The organism is Solibacillus silvestris (assembly GCF_051967575.1).
Lineage (GTDB): Bacteria > Bacillota > Bacilli > Bacillales_A > Planococcaceae > Solibacillus > Solibacillus silvestris_B.
In genome coordinates this window covers 31,938-50,199 of sequence record NZ_JBQCJW010000004.1, presented here as the reverse complement: position 1 = coordinate 50,199, position 18,262 = coordinate 31,938, and the positions used below count along the sequence as shown (strand labels likewise).

The 18,262-nt window shown below is 43.5% G+C and carries 20 protein-coding genes, 1 riboswitch and 1 other annotated feature; of the genes, 11 read left to right on the top strand and 9 right to left on the bottom strand.

All coding sequences use genetic code 11. The features are described 5' to 3' along the window. Window positions 1–165 precede the first annotated feature (165 nt). The 8 genes from ACTHOQ_RS03715 (at window position 166) to ACTHOQ_RS03680 (ending at window position 6,744) form a co-directional block, all read left to right on the top strand. On the top strand, window positions 166–1,104 hold the full coding sequence (locus tag ACTHOQ_RS03715; protein ID WP_440494453.1) for an L-threonine 3-dehydrogenase: 939 nt from the start codon (window positions 166–168) through the stop codon (window positions 1,102–1,104). Window positions 1,105–1,232: 128 nt separating this feature from the next. Further along, entirely contained in the window at window positions 1,233–1,913 is a 681-nt protein-coding gene (locus ACTHOQ_RS03710; RefSeq protein ID WP_440494325.1) for a response regulator transcription factor, read from the top strand. Then, a complete protein-coding gene (locus tag ACTHOQ_RS03705; RefSeq protein ID WP_440494324.1) occupies window positions 1,913–3,157 on the top strand; it encodes a sensor histidine kinase in 1,245 nt (414 codons plus the stop codon). The genes ACTHOQ_RS03710 and ACTHOQ_RS03705 overlap by 1 nt, the downstream gene beginning before the upstream one ends. A gap of 92 nt (window positions 3,158–3,249) precedes the next feature. Further along, window positions 3,250–4,470 (top strand): CotH kinase family protein, encoded by a 1,221-nt coding sequence (locus ACTHOQ_RS03700; RefSeq protein WP_440494323.1) that lies wholly within the window; start codon window positions 3,250–3,252, stop codon window positions 4,468–4,470. After that, window positions 4,463–5,173 (top strand): CotH kinase family protein, encoded by a 711-nt coding sequence (locus ACTHOQ_RS03695; RefSeq protein WP_440494322.1) that lies wholly within the window; start codon window positions 4,463–4,465, stop codon window positions 5,171–5,173. The genes ACTHOQ_RS03700 and ACTHOQ_RS03695 overlap by 8 nt, the downstream gene beginning before the upstream one ends. Window positions 5,174–5,177: 4 nt before the next feature. Continuing rightward, entirely contained in the window at window positions 5,178–5,879 is a 702-nt protein-coding gene (locus ACTHOQ_RS03690; RefSeq protein ID WP_440494321.1) for a polyphosphate polymerase domain-containing protein, read from the top strand. Window positions 5,880–5,899: 20 nt separating this feature from the next. Then, the gene (locus tag ACTHOQ_RS03685) at window positions 5,900–6,604 is read left to right on the top strand and encodes a DUF4956 domain-containing protein (RefSeq protein ID WP_440494320.1); all 705 of its coding nucleotides are present in this window, start codon (window positions 5,900–5,902) and stop codon (window positions 6,602–6,604) included. A gap of 17 nt (window positions 6,605–6,621) precedes the next feature. Beyond that, entirely contained in the window at window positions 6,622–6,744 is a 123-nt protein-coding gene (locus ACTHOQ_RS03680; protein WP_440494319.1) for a hypothetical protein, read from the top strand. Between the two features lie 38 nt (window positions 6,745–6,782). Here ACTHOQ_RS03680 and ACTHOQ_RS03675 read toward each other — a convergent pair whose 3' ends face one another. The 8 genes from ACTHOQ_RS03675 to ACTHOQ_RS03640 form a co-directional block, all read right to left on the bottom strand. Beyond that, on the bottom strand, window positions 6,783–7,013 hold the full coding sequence (locus ACTHOQ_RS03675; RefSeq protein WP_440494318.1) for a sulfate permease: 231 nt from the start codon (window positions 7,011–7,013) through the stop codon (window positions 6,783–6,785). Between the two features lie 69 nt (window positions 7,014–7,082). Beyond that, window positions 7,083–7,862, bottom strand: a complete 780-nt coding sequence (trpA, locus tag ACTHOQ_RS03670) for a tryptophan synthase subunit alpha (protein ID WP_440494317.1) — start codon at window positions 7,860–7,862, stop codon at window positions 7,083–7,085. Further along, window positions 7,859–9,046 (bottom strand): tryptophan synthase subunit beta, encoded by a 1,188-nt coding sequence (gene trpB / locus ACTHOQ_RS03665; RefSeq protein WP_440494316.1) that lies wholly within the window; start codon window positions 9,044–9,046, stop codon window positions 7,859–7,861. Before trpB ends, trpA begins: the two co-directional genes overlap by 4 nt. Beyond that, window positions 9,043–9,660: a phosphoribosylanthranilate isomerase gene (locus ACTHOQ_RS03660; protein WP_440494315.1), complete on the bottom strand. Its 618-nt coding sequence runs from the start codon at window positions 9,658–9,660 to the stop codon at window positions 9,043–9,045. Before ACTHOQ_RS03660 ends, trpB begins: the two co-directional genes overlap by 4 nt. Next, a complete protein-coding gene (gene trpC, locus ACTHOQ_RS03655) occupies window positions 9,657–10,451 on the bottom strand; it encodes an indole-3-glycerol phosphate synthase TrpC (protein ID WP_440494314.1) in 795 nt (264 codons plus the stop codon). Before trpC ends, ACTHOQ_RS03660 begins: the two co-directional genes overlap by 4 nt. Next, entirely contained in the window at window positions 10,448–11,485 is a 1,038-nt protein-coding gene (gene trpD, locus ACTHOQ_RS03650) for an anthranilate phosphoribosyltransferase (RefSeq protein WP_440494313.1), read from the bottom strand. The genes trpC and trpD overlap by 4 nt, the downstream gene beginning before the upstream one ends. A gap of 6 nt (window positions 11,486–11,491) precedes the next feature. Continuing rightward, on the bottom strand, window positions 11,492–12,475 hold the full coding sequence (locus ACTHOQ_RS03645) for a chorismate-binding protein (RefSeq protein ID WP_440494312.1): 984 nt from the start codon (window positions 12,473–12,475) through the stop codon (window positions 11,492–11,494). A gap of 79 nt (window positions 12,476–12,554) precedes the next feature. Further along, window positions 12,555–12,782 (bottom strand) — a binding site (T-box leader). Between the two features lie 188 nt (window positions 12,783–12,970). Beyond that, window positions 12,971–13,456: a QueT transporter family protein gene (locus tag ACTHOQ_RS03640; RefSeq protein WP_440494311.1), complete on the bottom strand. Its 486-nt coding sequence runs from the start codon at window positions 13,454–13,456 to the stop codon at window positions 12,971–12,973. Between the two features lie 6 nt (window positions 13,457–13,462). Further along, a riboswitch (PreQ1 riboswitch) is annotated at window positions 13,463–13,508 on the bottom strand. A 296-nt stretch (window positions 13,509–13,804) separates the two neighbouring features. Here ACTHOQ_RS03640 and ACTHOQ_RS03635 point away from each other — a divergent pair. From ACTHOQ_RS03635 to ACTHOQ_RS03625, 3 genes are all read left to right on the top strand, one after another. Continuing rightward, the gene (locus ACTHOQ_RS03635; protein WP_440494452.1) at window positions 13,805–14,818 is read left to right on the top strand and encodes an ABC transporter substrate-binding protein; all 1,014 of its coding nucleotides are present in this window, start codon (window positions 13,805–13,807) and stop codon (window positions 14,816–14,818) included. Window positions 14,819–14,953: 135 nt separating this feature from the next. Continuing rightward, on the top strand, window positions 14,954–15,994 hold the full coding sequence (locus ACTHOQ_RS03630; protein WP_440494310.1) for an ABC transporter permease: 1,041 nt from the start codon (window positions 14,954–14,956) through the stop codon (window positions 15,992–15,994). After that, entirely contained in the window at window positions 15,987–16,781 is a 795-nt protein-coding gene (locus tag ACTHOQ_RS03625; protein WP_440494309.1) for an ABC transporter ATP-binding protein, read from the top strand. The genes ACTHOQ_RS03630 and ACTHOQ_RS03625 overlap by 8 nt, the downstream gene beginning before the upstream one ends. Window positions 16,782–16,919: 138 nt before the next feature. Here the strand turns inward: ACTHOQ_RS03625 and ilvA are convergent, their stop codons facing one another. Further along, on the bottom strand, window positions 16,920–18,182 hold the full coding sequence (gene ilvA / locus ACTHOQ_RS03620) for a threonine ammonia-lyase IlvA (protein ID WP_440494308.1): 1,263 nt from the start codon (window positions 18,180–18,182) through the stop codon (window positions 16,920–16,922). Window positions 18,183–18,262 lie beyond the last annotated feature (80 nt).

Genomic DNA, 18,262 nt, shown 5'->3' with positions numbered 1-18,262 from the left:
ATAAATTTCATGAAAATGTTTAAACATCAAGTTTTATGGGTGTTTCTATGTGTTTTCCACAAGGACATTTGTTTTAATAGATGAGAAATAATAGACGGTATCCGGCAATTTCAAGCCAGGAATAAGTCTTTTAAAGGATAGGGAGGCTTCATCGTGAAAAAAATTATGGTGACCGGGGCTTTAGGTCAAATTGGTTCGGAATTAGTGGGGAAATTGCGTCATACGTATGGCGTGGACAATGTATTGGCAACAGATATTCGAAAAATTGATCAGCATGAAGGACCATTTGAAGTATTGGATGTAACAGATGGGAAACACATGCATGCACTTGCACATGATTTTGGTGCGGACACGATGATTCATATGGCTGCATTACTATCAGCAACAGCAGAAAAAAATCCGGTTTTCGCCTGGAATTTAAATATGGGTGGTTTAATGAATGCACTTGAAGTGGCACGTGAACTTGATATGCAGTTTTTCACACCAAGCTCAATCGGCGCATTCGGTCCTTCTACACCAAAGGACAATACACCACAAGATACATTACAGCGCCCGACAACGATGTACGGCGTAAATAAAGTGGCAGGGGAATTATTATGCGACTACTATTACACACGATACGGACTGGATACGCGCGGTGTCCGATTCCCAGGTCTGATTTCGTATGTGACGCCTCCTGGTGGCGGAACGACGGATTACGCGGTGGATATTTATTATAAAGCGATTGCAGAAGGCCGCTACACATCGTATATTGCAGAAGGCACGTATATGGATATGATGTATATGCCGGATGCACTGCAGGCGATTGTCGATTTGATGGAAGCGGACCCGGCTAAGCTTATTCACCGCAACGCATTCAATATTTCGGCGATGAGCTTTGAGCCGTCGCAAATCGCAGCGGAAATCAAAAAGCATATACCAAACTTTACGGTTGATTATGATGTAGACTCAGTACGTCAAGCGATTGCGGATAGTTGGCCAAATGCGATAGATTCTTCCGCCGCAATCGAGGAGTGGGGCTTTAAAGCGGGCTACGATCTGGAAAAAATGACGATTGATATGCTGGAAAAGCTAAAAGTGCGCTTAGATCAAAAAGTGATTTAATAAATGGCGGTTGGAATTCAAAGCAGAGTTCCAATCGCCGTTTTTTTTAAAGACAAGAGCCGAAAATTAGCTTATTGTTATGAATTGAACAGAAGTTATGCAAATACAATTCAATGATAAGAAGGAAGGTGTGGAATTTGCGGATTCTAGTAGCGGATGATGACAAAACGCTTTGTGAAAACATCGCTAAAATATTAAAGTTTGATTATTATTCTGTCGATTCTGCGTTTGACGGAATGGAGGCAAAGGATTTAATTGATTACTATAATTATGATTTGCTCGTGCTTGATTGGATGATGCCGAAAGCTCTGGGCATTGAAGTATGCCAATATGCGCGCAGCAAAGGCTTTGACGGCGGAATTTTAATGTTGACGGCAAAAGACGCAACCGAAAATATTATCGAAGGTTTGGATAATGGCGCGGATGATTATATGGTGAAGCCTTTTAAAATGGAAGAGCTCCGTGCGAGGGTCCGGGCACTATTGCGCCGTAAAAATAAAATAGTCGAGGAAGAAATTATCGTAGGGGCGCTAAAACTTAATAAAAATAAACGGACAGTTTTTATCGATAATTTCGAGGTTAGCCTGACGAAAAATGAATTTTTGCTGCTCGAATATTTAATCGAAAATAAAGGACAAGTATTGACACATGAACAAGTAATCGACTATGTATGGGATATTGACGATAATGCCAATACGAATACGCTTGCGGCTTTAGTGCGTTTAGTGCGCAAAAAAATCGATGTGGAAGATGAGCCGTCGTACATTCAAAGTATTCGCGGGCTTGGCTATAAATTGAGGGACAGCTAATGTTTAAAAAAATCAAAATGCGGCTCACATGGATGAATGCCATCAGTTATTTTATTTTTCTTGTATTGTTTTTAACGGTGTTTTACATGTCGTTTGCGCAAATATTGAATAAAGTGCAGGAAAATATGGTGGAAAGCTATGCGGCGAACAATACCGACAAGTTTTTCAATATTTATAATGGACCGCCAAAGCCGCCGAACCGCTTTGAATTGGAGGTCGATCAAGTAAGCTTTTTCTATGTGATTTCAAAGGATCTGGAGATTTTGTATGGGGAAGAATTGCATGAAGGTTTCAATGAAGTATTGCAGCAAAATTTAAAGCCAGTCGAAACGAAGCAGTTTGAGCGTTATGAATACGAAGACGAAACATTGCTTGTCATGACACAGGCGGTCCGCATACAAGGCGACACGCTTGGCTATATTGCGGTAGGGCAAAATGTGACAACCTATGCGGAACTGCTGCAAAATGTGCTTATTCTGCTTGTTATGCTGCTCATCGTTTCGAGTATAGGAATTGCTTTATTAAGCTATTTCCTTGCGAAAAAATCGATGACCCCGATTCAAATATCGTACGAGCAGCAACGCCAGTTTGTGGCAAACGCTTCGCATGAGCTTCGTACACCGCTAGCTGTTTTATACAGCTCGCTTGAATTGTTTGAAGAACAATTGAAGCAAAAAGGAACGGAATATCCAAGCGATACGATGGATGATATGAAAAACGAAGCAAACTATATGAATGACATGCTATCAAGCTTATTAACATTGACACGCTCAGACCAAAATCAAATCCGGTTGAATATCCGGGATGTCGATTTATCGAATGTACTTATCCAGCGTACGCGCCGCTTTGCAAAAACGGTGCAGCATCTTGCATTTCAGCTGGAAATAGATGATGAAATAACAATTCAGGCAGACCCGATTTTGGTTGAGGAATTGCTTTATATTTTATTGAAAAATGCAGTTACCTATACAAATGAAGGAACTGTTACCGTGCGCGCCTATACAGAAGCAAACAATGTAAAAATTGAAGTGGCGGATACAGGCATCGGCATTGCCGAAGGAGACTTACCCCATATTTTTGAACGCTTTTACCGTGCTGACAAAATCCGGAATAAGTCCGGCACCGGGTTAGGGCTTGCGATTGCCAAAGTCATCACGGATTTGCATGGCGGGCAAATTACGGTGAAAAGCGGGCTCGGGAAAGGCACAATATTCACAATCGAATTCCCCTTATTGCAAAAATGAAACAAACGCAGCGAATTATTAAAATTTGCTGCGTTTTTTCATTTTCATTTCATTTTTCTTTCGTAAAGTATGATTTGTAAGGAGGAATGGTTTTGAAAGTACGTACGATATGGCTCATTGTCCCGATTGCAATATTACTTGCAGTCATTAGTGCATCGGTGTTTACGCTTAATTATTTTGACGTGGAAAAATCAACGGCAGGCTATGACTATAAAGAGCAGTTATTTATGGAAGATGAAATCGGAGTCATTGAAATAGAGGTAAGCGACAGTAATTGGAATAAAATTTTAGATGATCCGACTGCCGAGGAGTATGTGGAAGCATCGGTGACAGTTAACGGTGAAACATATAATAATGTCGGCATTCGTGCGAAAGGAAACTCCTCATTATCAAGTGTGGCGAACAGTGATTCGGAACGTTACAGTTTGAAAGTGGATTTTGCGCAATATGATTCCAACCAAACATTTTACGGGTTGGAAAAAGTGAATTTAAACAATAATTTTTCAGATACGACACAAATGAAAGAGTTTGTTTCATACGAACTTATGGAGCAGATGGGTATTGCGGCACCAGCCCATTCCTACGTGAAAGTAATGGTGAACGGCGAATATTATGGGTTAATGCTGGCCGTCGAAGAAATTGGGGACGCATTTGCGAAAACGAATTATGGATCGACAGAAGGCTATATTTTTAAACCAGAAGGAAATGGCAGTGACTTAGCCTATGTTTCGGATGATACAGAGGATTATGCCGGTATTTTTGATGAAGTGAAAATGAACGAAAAAACGGCTGAAAAAAACTCCAACATCGTTAATATGATGAAGGAAATAAGCGAAGGGGATACTTCATCCATCGATACCGATCAAATTGCCCGTTACTTTGCCTTGAATACGGCGCTTGTAAGCATGGATAGTTATCAAGGTTCGTTTAAGCATAATTACTACTTATATGAAGATGGCGATGGTGTATTCTCTGTAATTCCTTGGGATTATAATATGTCATTCGGCGGCTTTACAGGCGGCGGTGGCGGAGGTCGACAAGGCGAACGGGGCAATATTCAGGAAAATGCGGGGCAAGGGGCTGCAGTTGACGATCAGGGCGCGGTTAATGCAGCAACAGGGAATGGAAATAATACAATGCCGCCAACGAATGCTGACAGGCAAATCCAGCAATCGTCAGCAGCGGAAAACGATGGCCAAGCAAACAACCGCCGGCAAATGAACGGAGGCATGATGCTGAACGAAAATATTGTTATGGATTCAAGCATCAACTTCAGCATTACGGAACCAGTATCGGGTACGACGGTTGGTTGATGCACGCCCATTATTAAATATCGTTTTAGAGGACGAGGAGACACGCGCATTATATGACAGTTACTTGGAAAAAATCGCGACGGAAATTTTAACAGAAGAAAATGTTTCGGCAATTACAACAAAATTGCATGATTTATTGCTTAACGCAGTGGATGAAGATCCAACGAAATTTGCAACGACAGAACAGTTCACAGCAGGTGCAAGTGGCGAACAAAGCTTGCCGGAGTTTGCGAAGCAGAGAAGCGAATCGATTTTAAAACAGCTTGCCGGCGAAATTGAAGGTGTATCAGCCGCTAGTAGCTCAAGTTTTGACAATATGAATGGGGAAATGCCAAACTCCGAAAATACGCCCCAGATGAATGGTCAGACGCCGCCGAATTTCGGAAACGGTAAGGAAACAGGTGTAAATGGCGGGCAAGGAGCGAAAGGCACCCCGCCCCAGATGAATGGGCAGGCACCGCCGAATTTCGGAAACGGCGAGGAAACAGAGGCAAATGGCGGACAAGGAGCGCAAGGCACCCCTCCACAAATGAATGGTGAAATGCCGCAAATGGGGGGCTTCCCAGGACAGCAAGGCAGCGATCAAAGCACAACGATTAATTCGAAGCAAACACTAATATTATTGGCAGCTTCCTTTGCAGTCGTATTCATCGCAATTGGCGCTGTCGTACTATTAAGCAGAAAAAAATATAAAAAGGGGTGAACATATGACAATACAAACATCCTATAACCCAAATGGCCGCAGTGAAATGAAATTCGGTATTACGTATATCGATTATCAAATACTGAAAATGAAGCTGTGCCATATGATGGTGCTTGATCCGCATGCCAATGCAAACGGACGTTACTTGATCCGTTCATGCTATTTCGATAACTTCGACAATAAAGTGATGAACGAGAAAAAAGAGGGCTTCTTAAATCGTGATAAATACCGTGTGCGCATTTACAACAAAAGCGATGCAGTCATTCATTTGGAACGTAAATCAAAGCGCAATAATCAAACATTCAAATCGAAATGCCTGCTTACAAAAAAAGAGTTCGAGCGTATGCGCATCAATGATTTTGAATGGATGAAGGATGACGGGCGCTCATTGATCCAAGATTTGTACAAAGATATTAAGCTCTATCATTTAAAGCCGGCAACAGTAGTCGATTATGAGCGCGAAGCCTATTTGTACGAGCATGGCAATGTGCGCATAACATTCGACTGCAAAGTGCAGACGAGCCTGCGCAATACCGACATGTTCAATAAAGAATTGCCGATGGTCGATGTGCTCGAGCAAAATGAAGTCATTTTGGAAGTAAAGTATGACGAGTACTTGCCGACCGTCATTAAAATGCTGTTGCAAGGCATTCATACACGCCATGAAGCGTATTCAAAATATCAGTTAAGCCGCATGTTCGGCTGAAAATTTAGGAGGAATCAGTTGTGTTTACATTATTAGCAGCAAACAATATCACCAATTTTGATGATATTTTCAAATCAAGCTTTTTGGAAAAAACGTCGACATTTTCATTAGTTGACGCATTGATCGGACTCGCAAGCGCCTTTTTGCTCGGAGTATTCATTTACTTCATTTACAAGAAAACATTTAACGGGGTTGTGTACTCGCATTCGTTCAACATTTCGCTGATGATCATGTCATTGGCGACGGCGCTTGTAATTATGGGAATCAGTCAAAACGTTTTATTATCACTTGGTATGGTTGGTGCACTATCAATCGTTCGTTTCCGTACACCAATTAAAGACCCGATGGATTTGATTTTTCTGTTCTGGTCAGTCGTAGTCGGTATTTTATGCGGCGCTGGGTTTATCCCATTGGCTGCGATCGGCACAGTAATTATCGGGCTTGTCATTATCGTATTCCAAAATAAAATTGTCATCGAAAACCCTTATTTAATTGTTGTTCGCTTTGAACAAGAAGAAACAAATGCGCAAATTGAAGGGTTGCTAAAAGCCGCTTCAAAACGCTATTTATTAAAATCAAAATCAGTCATGAATGATGAACAAATGGAAGTGACATATGAGGTGCGTTTAAAAGGGAATGATGCTGCTTTCGTTTCGACATTATCAAAAGTAGAGGGTGTATCATCAGCAGTAATGCTGAGCTATGATGGCAACTTCACGGCATAAAAACAGGGGGTGCAACGATGAAAAAAACTTTAATCGGATTCACATTGACAGCTTCACTTTTCTTGGCGGCCTGCGGGAATGCAGATGACGATATTGTCGCAACTACAGCTTACGGCGATATTACAAAAGCCGAAGAATAGGAAAAACACAGTTACAGCAAAAAAATGGGAACGCATCATTAACGAGCGTCCCCATTTTTTGCTGTATTGCCTTTAAAAAAGCGTTTAATAAGCGAAAGCCCCAGATTAAAAAGGAAAATAATGAGCGCAACGCGAAAGAATGCGACAAAATACTGCCAAGCTGTCGTACTGTCAATAAAAAGCAGCGACATATTATCGACTAATACATACGTAAAATAACCCGCAAGCGCGATAAAAAATATGCCTGCAAAAAAATCTTTTACATTCATCCAGTGACCTCCGTCCATCCATTCATTCGTGTATAGTAACGATACCATAGGAAGGGAATAGAACATAGACTAAATTATCGTCGATTTTTTCGTTGCTTGTACAAGTGTTTCGATTGTTGTCCAGTCATCTTCTGCAAGCGCTGTGACAATTCTGCTGCCGACGATGACCCCGTCCGCAATTTCGCCGAAGCTTTTTACATGCTCGGCTGTTGAAATGCCGAAGCCCGCCAGAACGGGTATATTGCTTGCTGTTTTCAAATTCGCGAAATGCTGGGCGAGCTCTGTTGCAAAGCTTGCACGTTCTCCGGTAATGCCGTTTACAGTTACAGCATAAATAAATCCTTCGCTTGCCGAAGCTAATTTTTTGATTCGTTCAGGATGGCTCGTTAATGATACGAGCTGGACAAGCGCAATATCGTTTTCCTTTAAAGCTGTTTGAAGCAAAGCACTTTCCTCATACGGCATATCCGGTACGATTAGCCCTTGAACGCCACCAAGCTTCGCATCCTTGGCAAATGCCTCAATGCCATATGCCAAAACCGGGTTTAAATACGTCATGACAACGAGCGGAATTTGAATTTCCTGTGCAAAGCTTTTCAGTTCAACCAATACTTTCTTTAGTGTGACTCCGTGTGCAAGCGCGCGTTCACCTGCTTGTTCGATTGTCGGTCCATCCGCCACTGGGTCTGTAAATGGAATCCCTACTTCAATCGCGGAAACGCCTAATTGCTGGAGTCTTAAAAGGGTCGGCTTTAATGTTTCGATCCCGCCATCGCCAGCCATAATGTAAGGAATGAATGCCTTGTCGCCGGCCGCTAATATGCTTTCAAGCTGTTGCTGTAATTTCATTGAACATCGCCTCCAAGCTTATCCATTAATGTATGGACATCTTTATCTCCGCGTCCTGATAAGCATACAACGATAATTTCATCAGTTGGACGGTTTTTGGCAAATTGCGCTGCATAGTACACTGCATGCGCACTTTCCAATGCGGGTAAAATGCCTTCCGTTTCACATAGCAGCTTCACGCCTTCAAGGGCCTGTTCATCGGTGACGGAAGGGTAGTTTGCGCGGCCTGTTGCGTGCAAATGACAGTGCTCCGGGCCGACTCCCGGATAATCCAAGCCGGCTGAAATGGAATGTGCTTCTTGAACGAACCCATTGTCGTCTTGCAGCAAGTACATGAAAGCACCGTGAAGGACGCCTGTTTTTCCTACATGGATCGCCGCCGCATGCTGGCCTGTATCGACACCCGCGCCTGCCGCTTCCACACCGTACAATGCAACTTCCTCATCTTCCACAAACGGATAAAACATCCCGATCGCATTGCTGCCCCCGCCGATACAGGCAATGACCGTGTCAGGCAGACGTCCTTCCTGCTGCAAAATTTGCGCCCGTGTTTCATCCCCAATAACGCGCTGGAAATCACGGACAATAGTAGGGAAGGGGTGCGGACCGAGCGCCGAGCCTAAAATATAATGTGTATCCTCAATATGTGTCACCCAATGGCGCAATGCTTCATTGACAGCATCCTTTAATGTTGCGGAGCCTTTTTCAACAGCGATGACTTTAGTGCCGAGCAGCTCCATACGGAAAACATTCAATTGCTGGCGGCGCACATCTTCCGCCCCCATATAAACGATGCATTCCATATCGAGCAATGCACAGGCTGTGGCAGTTGCGACACCATGCTGGCCTGCGCCGGTTTCAGCGACAATCTTCTTCTTCCCCATTCGTTTTGCCAATAAAGCTTGCCCGATCGCATTATTAATTTTATGCGCGCCTGTATGATTTAAATCTTCGCGCTTTAAATAAATCTTTGCGCCCCCGACTTTTTTCGTCAGGCGTTCCGCGAAATAAAGCGGTGTTTCCCGACCGACATATTGCTTTAAATAATAATCGAGCTCTTCCTGGAAAGAGGGGTCTTGTTTTGCATGTTCATAAGAGAGCTCCAATTCCTCAAGCGAAGTCATCAATGTTTCGGGAACAAATTGCCCGCCAAATTGCCCGAAGCGTCCTTTTACTGTCGTCATAAAATCAATTCTCCTTTCACTTTTTCGATAAAGTTTTCAATCGCTGTCGCATTTTTTCGGCCATCGACTTCCACCCCGCTTGAAACATCCACGGCAAAAGGCTCGACAAGCATTACCGCCAGTCCAACATTGCCCTCATTTAATCCGCCTGCCAAAATGACCTTTTCAAGTGGTATATTCATTTTATCCAGCAGCATCCAGTCGAATGATTTTCCGCTGCCGCCGCGAAAGTCCGTACCTGGTGCGTCAAATAAATAATAGTCAACCTCATATGCTGCGGCACGCTCTACATCCTCTCCTCCGCGTATCGAGAATGCTTTTATAGCCGGCAGCCCGATTGCCTGAATTTGCTCAGGCGTTTCATCACCGTGGTATTGGATATAATCGAGCCCAACTTGTTCAGCAATATGCAAAATGGCTGCTCGTTCTTCATTTACGAAAACACCGACTTTTTTCACTGTATTTGGAATCGCTTTTGCGAGCTCCACTGCTTCCTCCACTGTAATTCGGCGTTTGCTCGGGGCAAACATGAATCCGATAAAGTCAGCGCCTGCTTTGACCGCCGTTTCCACATGTTCGATTTCTTTCAATCCGCAAATTTTTACTTTTGTCATCGATTTTCGCCAACCTTTGCTGTTATGTCGATTTGTAGTGCTTTTAGTGAATTTTTGACGTTTCCGCTACGCATTAATGATTCGCCGACCAATATTCCCTTTGCGCCAGCATTCGCCACGAACTGCGCATCTTCCGGACTCCAAATGCCACTTTCGCTAATGAAAGCGACAGCGGAAGAGGGGAGGTGTTGGGCAATTTCCGCTGTCGTTGTCAAGGAAACCTCGAATGTTTTCAAGTTGCGATTATTCACACCGACAATTTTCGCTCCGATAGTCAGCGCCCGCTGCAATTCATCCGCATCATGCACTTCCACGAGAACTTCAAGCTGTTTTTCTGTCGCATAAGTGTAAAGCGCTTTTAATTGTCCGTCCGTTAATGCAGCGACAATCAATAAAATAACAGATGCCCCGGCGGCCTTTGCATAGTCAATCTGTGCTTCATGAATGATGAAGTCCTTGCATAAAACCGGGATGTTCACAGCATTCGCAACAGCATTCAAATCTTCGAAGCTTCCTTTAAAAAATGCTTGCTCTGTCAAAACGGAAATGCATGCAGCTCCAGCCTCTTCATATTGTAAAGCCTGCTCCACCGGGTCGATATGTGTCGCAATATCGCCTTTTGATGGAGAAGCGCGCTTTATTTCGGATATGACTTGCAAAGTATGCGAAGCAATTAAAGTATCATATAAAGAAGGACGCAATTTCCCCATCGTCGAAAAGCTTGGCTCTGTCGCGAGTAAATGAGGCAGCTCCATTTTTTTTTGTTCAATAATCCGGTCTAAAATCGTCATTTCACGGATTCCTCCTTCATCTGTTTTTGGCTATAGACGACAACGTTTTCGAGCTTTTCATAAGCGCGCCCCGATAAAATACTGTCCTTTGCCATGTCGATTCCCTCTTTCATCGTGTCCGCCAAGCCATATGCAAAGAAGCCAATGCCTGCATTTAAAAGAACCGTGTCGAAATACACGCTTTGCTTTCCTTTTAATAGATTCCGCATAATTTCCGCGTTTTCGGAAGGTGTGCCGCCACGAATGGCGGATAATGGCTGTGCGGTCAAACCAACATCTTCGGCACGCAGCTTGAACGGTATAATATCGCCATAATCTAAAAGGACGAATGTATTCTCGCCATCCAATGACGCCTCATCCATGCCGCGTGCCCCTGATACGACAATGGCGCGTTCACGACCGAGCATATGAAGCACCTCTGCATAGTCTGTCGTGAAATTTGGCCGATTAATGCCGACAAATTGTGTCTTCAGCGGCACAGGATTTGTTAAAGGGCCAACTAAATTGAAGATTGTCGGCTTGCCAAGCGCTTGTCGGACTTCACCAATCCGCTTTAGCTTCGGATGCATATTCGGTGCATGCAAAAAGGCGATCCCATGCTGCTTCAGTAAATCCGCTGTCTGTGCTGTATCCGGCAATAGAGCAATGCCAAGCGCTTCTAAAACATCCGAACTGCCTGAAGCGCTCGACACTTTACGGTTGCCATGCTTTGCGACTGAGATGCCGCCGCCAGCCAGCACGAAAGCAGCTGTCGTACTAATATTGAAGCTTTGAAGCCCATCGCCGCCCGTACCGCAATTATCGATATAAATGCCTTCCGGTGCATCGATAGCGACGGCATGCGATTTCATGACAGATGCCAGCCCGGCCACTTCATGCGCTGTTTCACCTTTTGCGCTCATCGCCATCAAAAAGGAAGCGATTTGTTCTTTCGGTGTTCCCTCATTAAAAATTAGTTGTGCGGCCTGTTGCATTTCCTGAAAAATTAAATGCTCTTTCCGCTCAATTTGTTTAATATATGGAAGTAAAGACATTTGTCATCATCCTTTCAGTAAAGATTGGAATGGGGCCATATCACTCGTTTCTGTGTGAAGATGCGCAACATTCCCTTGAATCGTCATCGTATTTTCCGGTGTTGTGAAATCGACTTGCCCGTTAAAACCGATATAGCCGATTAAACCTTGTGCAGGCAAAAGCCCTTTTACAGCATCTATCGCATGCAGCGCTGGATTAAGCGAGCCGCTTTTCGTTTCTGCCGTGTGCTGCACTGAATTTTCGGCACAGTAGCGGTCAATTTCCGGTGCTATCGCTGCTGCTGAAACAGTGCCATCACGTACTTGTATATAGTTCGCTTTTGATGTGCCGATCATTGTACAATCATCGAATTCGACATAATACATATACGGCGCAGCATACTCAATCCGCATTTTTCGATAAAGGGAAAGGGCATCCCCGGTAAAGTGTGCACGATAATGCCCGTTTTGCTCTTTTTCGACAGAGTGGAGCATATATGCCGCTTCTTCGTTGTCAATGCTAGTAAACAATTGCTCGATAAGCGCATCGATATTCGGCTCAGCTTGCTCTGCCTCAATATTCGTATGGAAAACGGCAATTTCGTCCGTTAAATGATCGAAAATAACGAGTGTGTCATAAACATGGAATTGCAGTTCAGGCGATGGCTTTTCGAGTGCACGAATATAGCCGATGCCGCCTCCTGTAAATGGGTACTCATTATGTGATGATATGCGTGGCATCACTTGCTTTATTAATTGAATGAGCTCTCCTTCATATGTGTATTCTTTATTGGATAGATGCGATTTATCCAAAAGTCGCTGTTCATTCCCGACATAAGTTTTGCGCGGATTGACTCCGATGAAGGAATAGCGTCCATTCCCTTCGTATTTGGAAGAGCTCTCCAATAAAAATTTCCGCTCTCCTTTTAACCGCTGAAAAATGGAAATCGGTGTTAATAAATCTCCGTTTACTTTTTTCATCGATGTGCGATAGCGTTGCTGGATCGACATTTGAAACACTCCTTTTTAAGAAATTGCGACATCCGCTCAATGAAGACAAAAAAAGTCCCCAGCAAAAGAATAAACTTTTGCTGAGGACGATTATTACCGCGTTGCCACCTCGATTGAAATAAACCGATATGCCTAGGCGCAACCGATTTGTTCCCACTTAAACCTGATAACGGCAGGGTACCGTCCGCCGACTAACGCCGGCAGCTTTCATAAGGCCCATTCACATTCAGCTTTTGACGTATTTCCACCAGCCATACGCTCTCTAGGCAAAACGCTAAATGCTACTCTTCTTATTCAACAATTTACTCAACTAGGCTCGACTAAACTCAACTTAAAGAAAACGGTGGTCACGCTCCCGCAACCTGCTACCGTATTGTAATAATTTGAATATGCTTATTCTAACACTGAAAAACGAAAAGTCAAACAATTCTAAAATTTTTCCGGAAAATTAAAAAACCAGCTAGCGAAAAATGCTAGCTGGCGGAACTTCTGATGTCAGATCAATTTATTGAAATCCAGACGTTTATTTAAAGCATACATAATAGGCGCTCCAACCGCTAATACAACAAATTCGCCAAATGCTACAAACAGCCATGTTTCCCAAAACGGAAATTCCAAAACTAAATTCAGCTGTGCCGCGATGATAAACATTGTAAACGTGAAGAGAGTTGTATTAATGATTAAGCGAGCCCAGATGTTCTTTACAAACTTGCAGATGAAAATAAAAATTCCAAGTGTAAGAATGGTATGCCCTACGCCAAAAATCAAGTCGATCGGACCAACTGATGACATAAGGAAATTTGAGATGAATACACCTAGTACAACGCCAAGCATATAGCGGGGGTTGAAGGCGATTAAGTGATTGAACATTTCGGCAATACGAAACTGTACTTGCCCAAAGCTAATCGGCGCGACAAGCATTGTGACAGCAATATATAATGCTGCAATAATGGCGCTTGTTGCAATAAACTTTACTTTCATATTGAATTCCTCCTAGTTTTTTTAACGTGGGATGGTTGCGAACCACGTGAAGCATCTGCAATCATAGCAAGATTGAAATGGAATGTAAAGCTATTCGGGGGCAAATTCTCAACAATTTTCGCTAAATTGACAATTGCCGGCAAACCTTATGGGAAATAGCGTAATTCAACGGTTTAAAGTGCTGAATTTTTCGATAAAAAACCCGTTATTGGTCGATTTAAATTCTGAACATTCCAAATGTTATTGACTATCTGAAAACGAAGCGGTAATATAATTTTAATTCACACTTCATTCAAATGAAGTGCGACGCTTTAAATCGACAGAGAATATATAGGGGGACAAAACATGATGAAACGAAATTTAACGAAGCTATCTTTTTTACTATTCGGGCTTCTTTTATTATTAGCTGCATGCGGCGGGGAAGACAACGGGACGTCAACGAACGATGCAGCGGGCAGCGGGGCTGAAAAAGCGCAGGCGGAGGAAGCGAAAACATTTAAGATCGGAACAACGCAAATCGTTGAACACCCTTCACTTGACGCGGCAAAAGAAGGATTCAAAAAAGCGATTGAAGATGCGGGCATTCAAGCGGAGTATATGGATAAATCAGCAAATGGGGATAACAGTACAAATCTGACGATTGCACAACAATTAGTAAGTGAAAATGTAGATTTGATTTTTGCGAACTCTACAGGATCTGCACAGGCAGCTAAAGGTGTGACAGCTGATATTCCAATTATCTTTACATCTGTTACAGATGCGGTAGGGGCAGAACTGATCGATTCGATGGCAGCACCAGGAGCAAACGTAACGGGCACGATTGATTTACATCCGGAAACGATGCCAAAGACAATGGCGTTTTTAAAAGAGTTGGGTGTCAAAAATGTAGGGATGGTTTATAATGCGGGCGAGCAAAATTCAGTTGCCCAAATCACAACTGCGAAAGAATTGGCGGCAAAAGAGGGCCTGACAATTGTGGAAGCGACTGCATCCACATCAGCAGAAGTAAAGCAAGCGACAGAATCATTACTAGGCAAGGTAGAAGCGTATTACATCATTACAGATAACACAGTTGTCAATGCATTAGAGTCAGTTATAGATGTAGCAAATGCCAATAAATTACCATTAATCGTTGGCGAGTTGGACTCTGTAGCGCGCGGCGGATTGGCTGCTTACGGTTTTGATTACTATGATATCGGCTATGAAGCAGGGCAAATGGCAGCTGAAATTTTACTGGAAGGAAAATCGCCTTCGGAAATTCCGGCTGCATACCCGGCAAATTTAAAATTGGTCATCAATAAAGCGGCTGCCGAAAACTTGGGCTTGGAAGTAAAGCCTGAGTGGGAAGCGGAAGTAAAATAATTTAACGTTCACGCTTGTGTCCTTGAAGAGGAAGTCGGCCTAGAAACGTCGCATCGCGCGACAACGGCTGGCTGATCCACGTCCTGTGGGCCCCTTGCGTGAATCCCTATTTAAAAAGTAAGGAGATGATTCGAGATGTTAACAGCTATGTTTGGGTCGGTGGAGCAAGGGATCATCTATGCAATTATGGCACTAGGAGTCTATTTATCATTCCGGGTACTGGATTTCCCGGATTTAACGGTTGATGGAAGCTTTGTAACGGGTGCAGGCACGGCAGCAATGATGATCGTGCTTGGCTATCATCCATTACTCGCAACATTAGTCGCAACAGTTGCTGGATTTATTGCTGGATGCATGACAGGGATTTTACACACAAAAGGGAAAGTAAATCCGCTGCTTGCGGGGATTTTAATGATGATCGCACTTTATTCCATCAATCTTCGCATTATGGGACTAAGCTCGGATACCGGTGTATCGCGGCCCAATATTCCATTATTGAATTCGGAAACAATCTTTTCGGCTTTCGACGGTTTCTGGTCAAACCTCGGTATTGACGATGCTTTATCAAATATGCTGAAGTCAATGGGTGTTCAAGCAATCCCGGCTACATGGGGGATTTTAATATTAATGATCGTCGTAACATTTATTATTAAGCTAATTGTGGATTGGTTCCTAAAAACGGAAGTTGGCTTGGCGATTCGTGCAACAGGTGACAATAAGCGCATGATTCGAAGCTTTTCCGCAAATACGGATTCCCTTATTATTTTAGGGTTAGGCCTATCTAATGCAATGGTCGCTTTAGCGGGAGCATTGATCGCACAATATACAAAGTTTGCGGATATCGGCTTAGGGATCGGGATGATAGTTGTTGGCTTAGCTTCGGTTATTATAGGGGAAGCGATTTTTGGCACGAAATCAATTGTGCGCGTGACATTTGCCGTTATTGCCGGGGCAATTATTTACCGCATGATATATGCATTGGCATTGCGGGTGAAATGGCTTGATTCTGGCGATATGAAGCTGATCACGGCGCTCATCGTTATTTTAGCGCTGGTTATTCCGCAAATTATTAGTAAATATAAAGAAAAAAAGCGGAAAGCAAAACGTTGGGAGGAACGGATGGCGCTGCAAAAGTCCGGTTTAGAAGTGGAGCAGGGAGGGAAGAGCCTTGCTTAAATTAGACGGGATAAATAAAGTGTTCAATGAAGGGACACCCGATGAGAAAATTGCATTGGATAATATTAATTTGCACTTGGCACCAGGCGATTTTGTCACAATTATCGGAAGCAACGGTGCAGGGAAATCGACGATGATGAATATGATTTCCGGTGCGTTAACGCCGGATTTCGGCTCGGTCGTAATTGATGGCAACGATTTATCACGTTTGCCGGAATACAAACGCGCGGTGCATATCGGCCGTGTTTTCCAAGATCCGATGGCCGGGACCGCCCCAACGATGACAATTGAAGAAAACTTGGCGATTGCATATTCACGAAATGCAAAACGCTCTATACGCTTCGGGGTCGATAAAAAGCGCAGGGAGATTTTCAAAGCATCATTGGAAAAGCTGCATTTAAATTTGGAAAACCGCTTAACTGCCAAAGTGGGGTTATTATCCGGCGGTGAGCGCCAAGCATTAAGTTTGTTGATGGCAACATTCACGAAGCCTTCGATTTTATTGTTGGATGAGCATACGGCAGCACTTGATCCGTCGCGTGCAGAGCTAATCACGAAGCTAACGAAGGAGTTGGTGGAGGAAAGCAGGCTGACAACGCTTATGGTAACACACAATATGCAGCAGGCGTTGGATTTGGGGAATCGGTTAATTATGATGGATAAAGGGCAAATCATCCTGGAAGTGGGTGAGGAACGCAAGCCCGATTTGACGATTCCGGATTTAATGGCTGAATTTGAGCATATTCGCGGCGAGAAAATGAATTCAGACCGCGCATTACTAGGATAAATCAAAACCCCGGCAGTCATTGTATAAATGACTGCCGGGGTTCTTTTGGCTATATAGGAAATAAGGGCTCTCACCAAGGCAAGCCCCGATTTCCAAGCCATTTCGGCTGGAATCGGGCAAATGCTTTGGCACAATTGATTATACAAGCAGCGCAAACAATGTGCTGTCTTTATTTACCTCTTTATATTCAAATCCATTTGCCAGCATGCGTTCGATTAATCCTGCGTGGTCATTACGGTGGGCAAGCTCGATTCCCACTAATGCCGGACCGCTTTCTTTATTGTTTTTCTTCGTATATTCAAATGTTGTAATATCATCATTCGGACCAAGAACCTCTGATAAAAATTGACGTAATGCGCCAGATCGCTGCGGGAAGCTAACGATGAAATAATGAAGAAGCCCTTCATAAATAAGCGAGCGTTCCTTAATTTCCTGCATGCGCCCGATATCGTTATTCCCACCAGAAATGATGACGACAACGGATTTCCCGCGAATTTGCTCAGCATAAAAGTCCAGGGCAGCAACGGAGAGAGCTCCTGCCGGCTCAGCGATGATTGCATGCTTATTGTATAAATCCAATATTGTCGTACACACTTTGCCTTCAGGAACAGCGATTATATCATCCACATAATGGCGACATACTTCATACGTATCATGACCGACACATTTAACGGCAGCGCCATCGACGAATTTATCGATCCAGTCAAGGGCAACAGGCTCTTCATTTTCAAAGGCGGATTTCATGCTTGCCGCGCCAGCTGGCTCGACACCTATTATTTTACTCGCGGGCGATAAATTTTTAATATAGGCAGAAACACCGGACATTAACCCTCCGCCACCGATACTGCCGAAAACATAGTCGATCGGCTCTTCAATATCATTCATAATTTCCACAGCGACTGTCCCTTGACCAGCTATTACGTCCACATCATCAAAAGGATGGATGAAGATGCGATTTGCCTCCTCGCAATATGCCAATGCGCTTTCCGCCGAGTCATCAAATGTGTCACCCGCCAAAACGATTTCGGCAAAGCTTCGTCCAAACATGCGAACTTGGTCAATCTTTTGTTTTGGTGTTGTTTTCGGCATGAAAATGGTCGCTTTGATTTCAAGTTTTGCGCAAGCATATGCGACACCTTGTGCATGGTTGCCTGCACTTGCGCATACGACACCAGAAGCACGCGCCTCATTTTCGATTTTTTTAATTTTATAATAGGCGCCCCGTAATTTAAAAGAGCGCACATGCTGCAAATCTTCACGCTTAAAATAAATTTTCGCGCCGTATTTTTCCGATAAATATTCATTCAATTGCAATGGTGTATGCACGACTACATCTTTTAAAAAATGATGCGCGATCAATACATTTTCAACTGCAATTGTCTTTGGTTGAGCAACTTCCATTTATAGTAACCTCCGTCATCTGATTAAAAATCAAATATGCCTCGGCATAATTGCGTCTGAATTCGGCTTTGTGCTAGCAC

Bases quoted from the DNA above. Each gene is read 5' to 3' on its own strand.
- ACTHOQ_RS03715 (WP_440494453.1), top strand. From the start codon at position 166: ATGGTGACCGGGGCTTTAGGTCAAATTGGTTCGGAATTAGTGGGGAAA.
- trpA (WP_440494317.1), bottom strand. From the start codon at position 7,862: ATGAAATTACAGCAACAGCTTGAAAGCATATTAGCGGCCGGCGACAAG.
- ACTHOQ_RS03680 (WP_440494319.1), top strand. From the start codon at position 6,622: ATGAAAAAAACTTTAATCGGATTCACATTGACAGCTTCACTTTTCTTG.
- ACTHOQ_RS03705 (WP_440494324.1), top strand. From the start codon at position 1,913: ATGTTTAAAAAAATCAAAATGCGGCTCACATGGATGAATGCCATCAGT.
- ACTHOQ_RS03675 (WP_440494318.1), bottom strand. From the start codon at position 7,013: ATGAATGTAAAAGATTTTTTTGCAGGCATATTTTTTATCGCGCTTGCG.
- ACTHOQ_RS03690 (WP_440494321.1), top strand. From the start codon at position 5,178: ATGACAATACAAACATCCTATAACCCAAATGGCCGCAGTGAAATGAAA.
- trpB (WP_440494316.1), bottom strand. From the start codon at position 9,046: ATGACGACAGTAAAAGGACGCTTCGGGCAATTTGGCGGGCAATTTGTT.
- ACTHOQ_RS03640 (WP_440494311.1), bottom strand. From the start codon at position 13,456: ATGAAAGTAAAGTTTATTGCAACAAGCGCCATTATTGCAGCATTATAT.
- ACTHOQ_RS03660 (WP_440494315.1), bottom strand. From the start codon at position 9,660: ATGACAAAAGTAAAAATTTGCGGATTGAAAGAAATCGAACATGTGGAA.
- ilvA (WP_440494308.1), bottom strand. From the start codon at position 18,182: ATGGAAGTTGCTCAACCAAAGACAATTGCAGTTGAAAATGTATTGATC.
- ACTHOQ_RS03635 (WP_440494452.1), top strand. From the start codon at position 13,805: ATGAAACGAAATTTAACGAAGCTATCTTTTTTACTATTCGGGCTTCTT.
- trpD (WP_440494313.1), bottom strand. From the start codon at position 11,485: ATGTCTTTACTTCCATATATTAAACAAATTGAGCGGAAAGAGCATTTA.
- ACTHOQ_RS03630 (WP_440494310.1), top strand. From the start codon at position 14,954: ATGTTAACAGCTATGTTTGGGTCGGTGGAGCAAGGGATCATCTATGCA.
- trpC (WP_440494314.1), bottom strand. From the start codon at position 10,451: ATGACGATTTTAGACCGGATTATTGAACAAAAAAAAATGGAGCTGCCT.
- ACTHOQ_RS03645 (WP_440494312.1), bottom strand. From the start codon at position 12,475: ATGTCGATCCAGCAACGCTATCGCACATCGATGAAAAAAGTAAACGGA.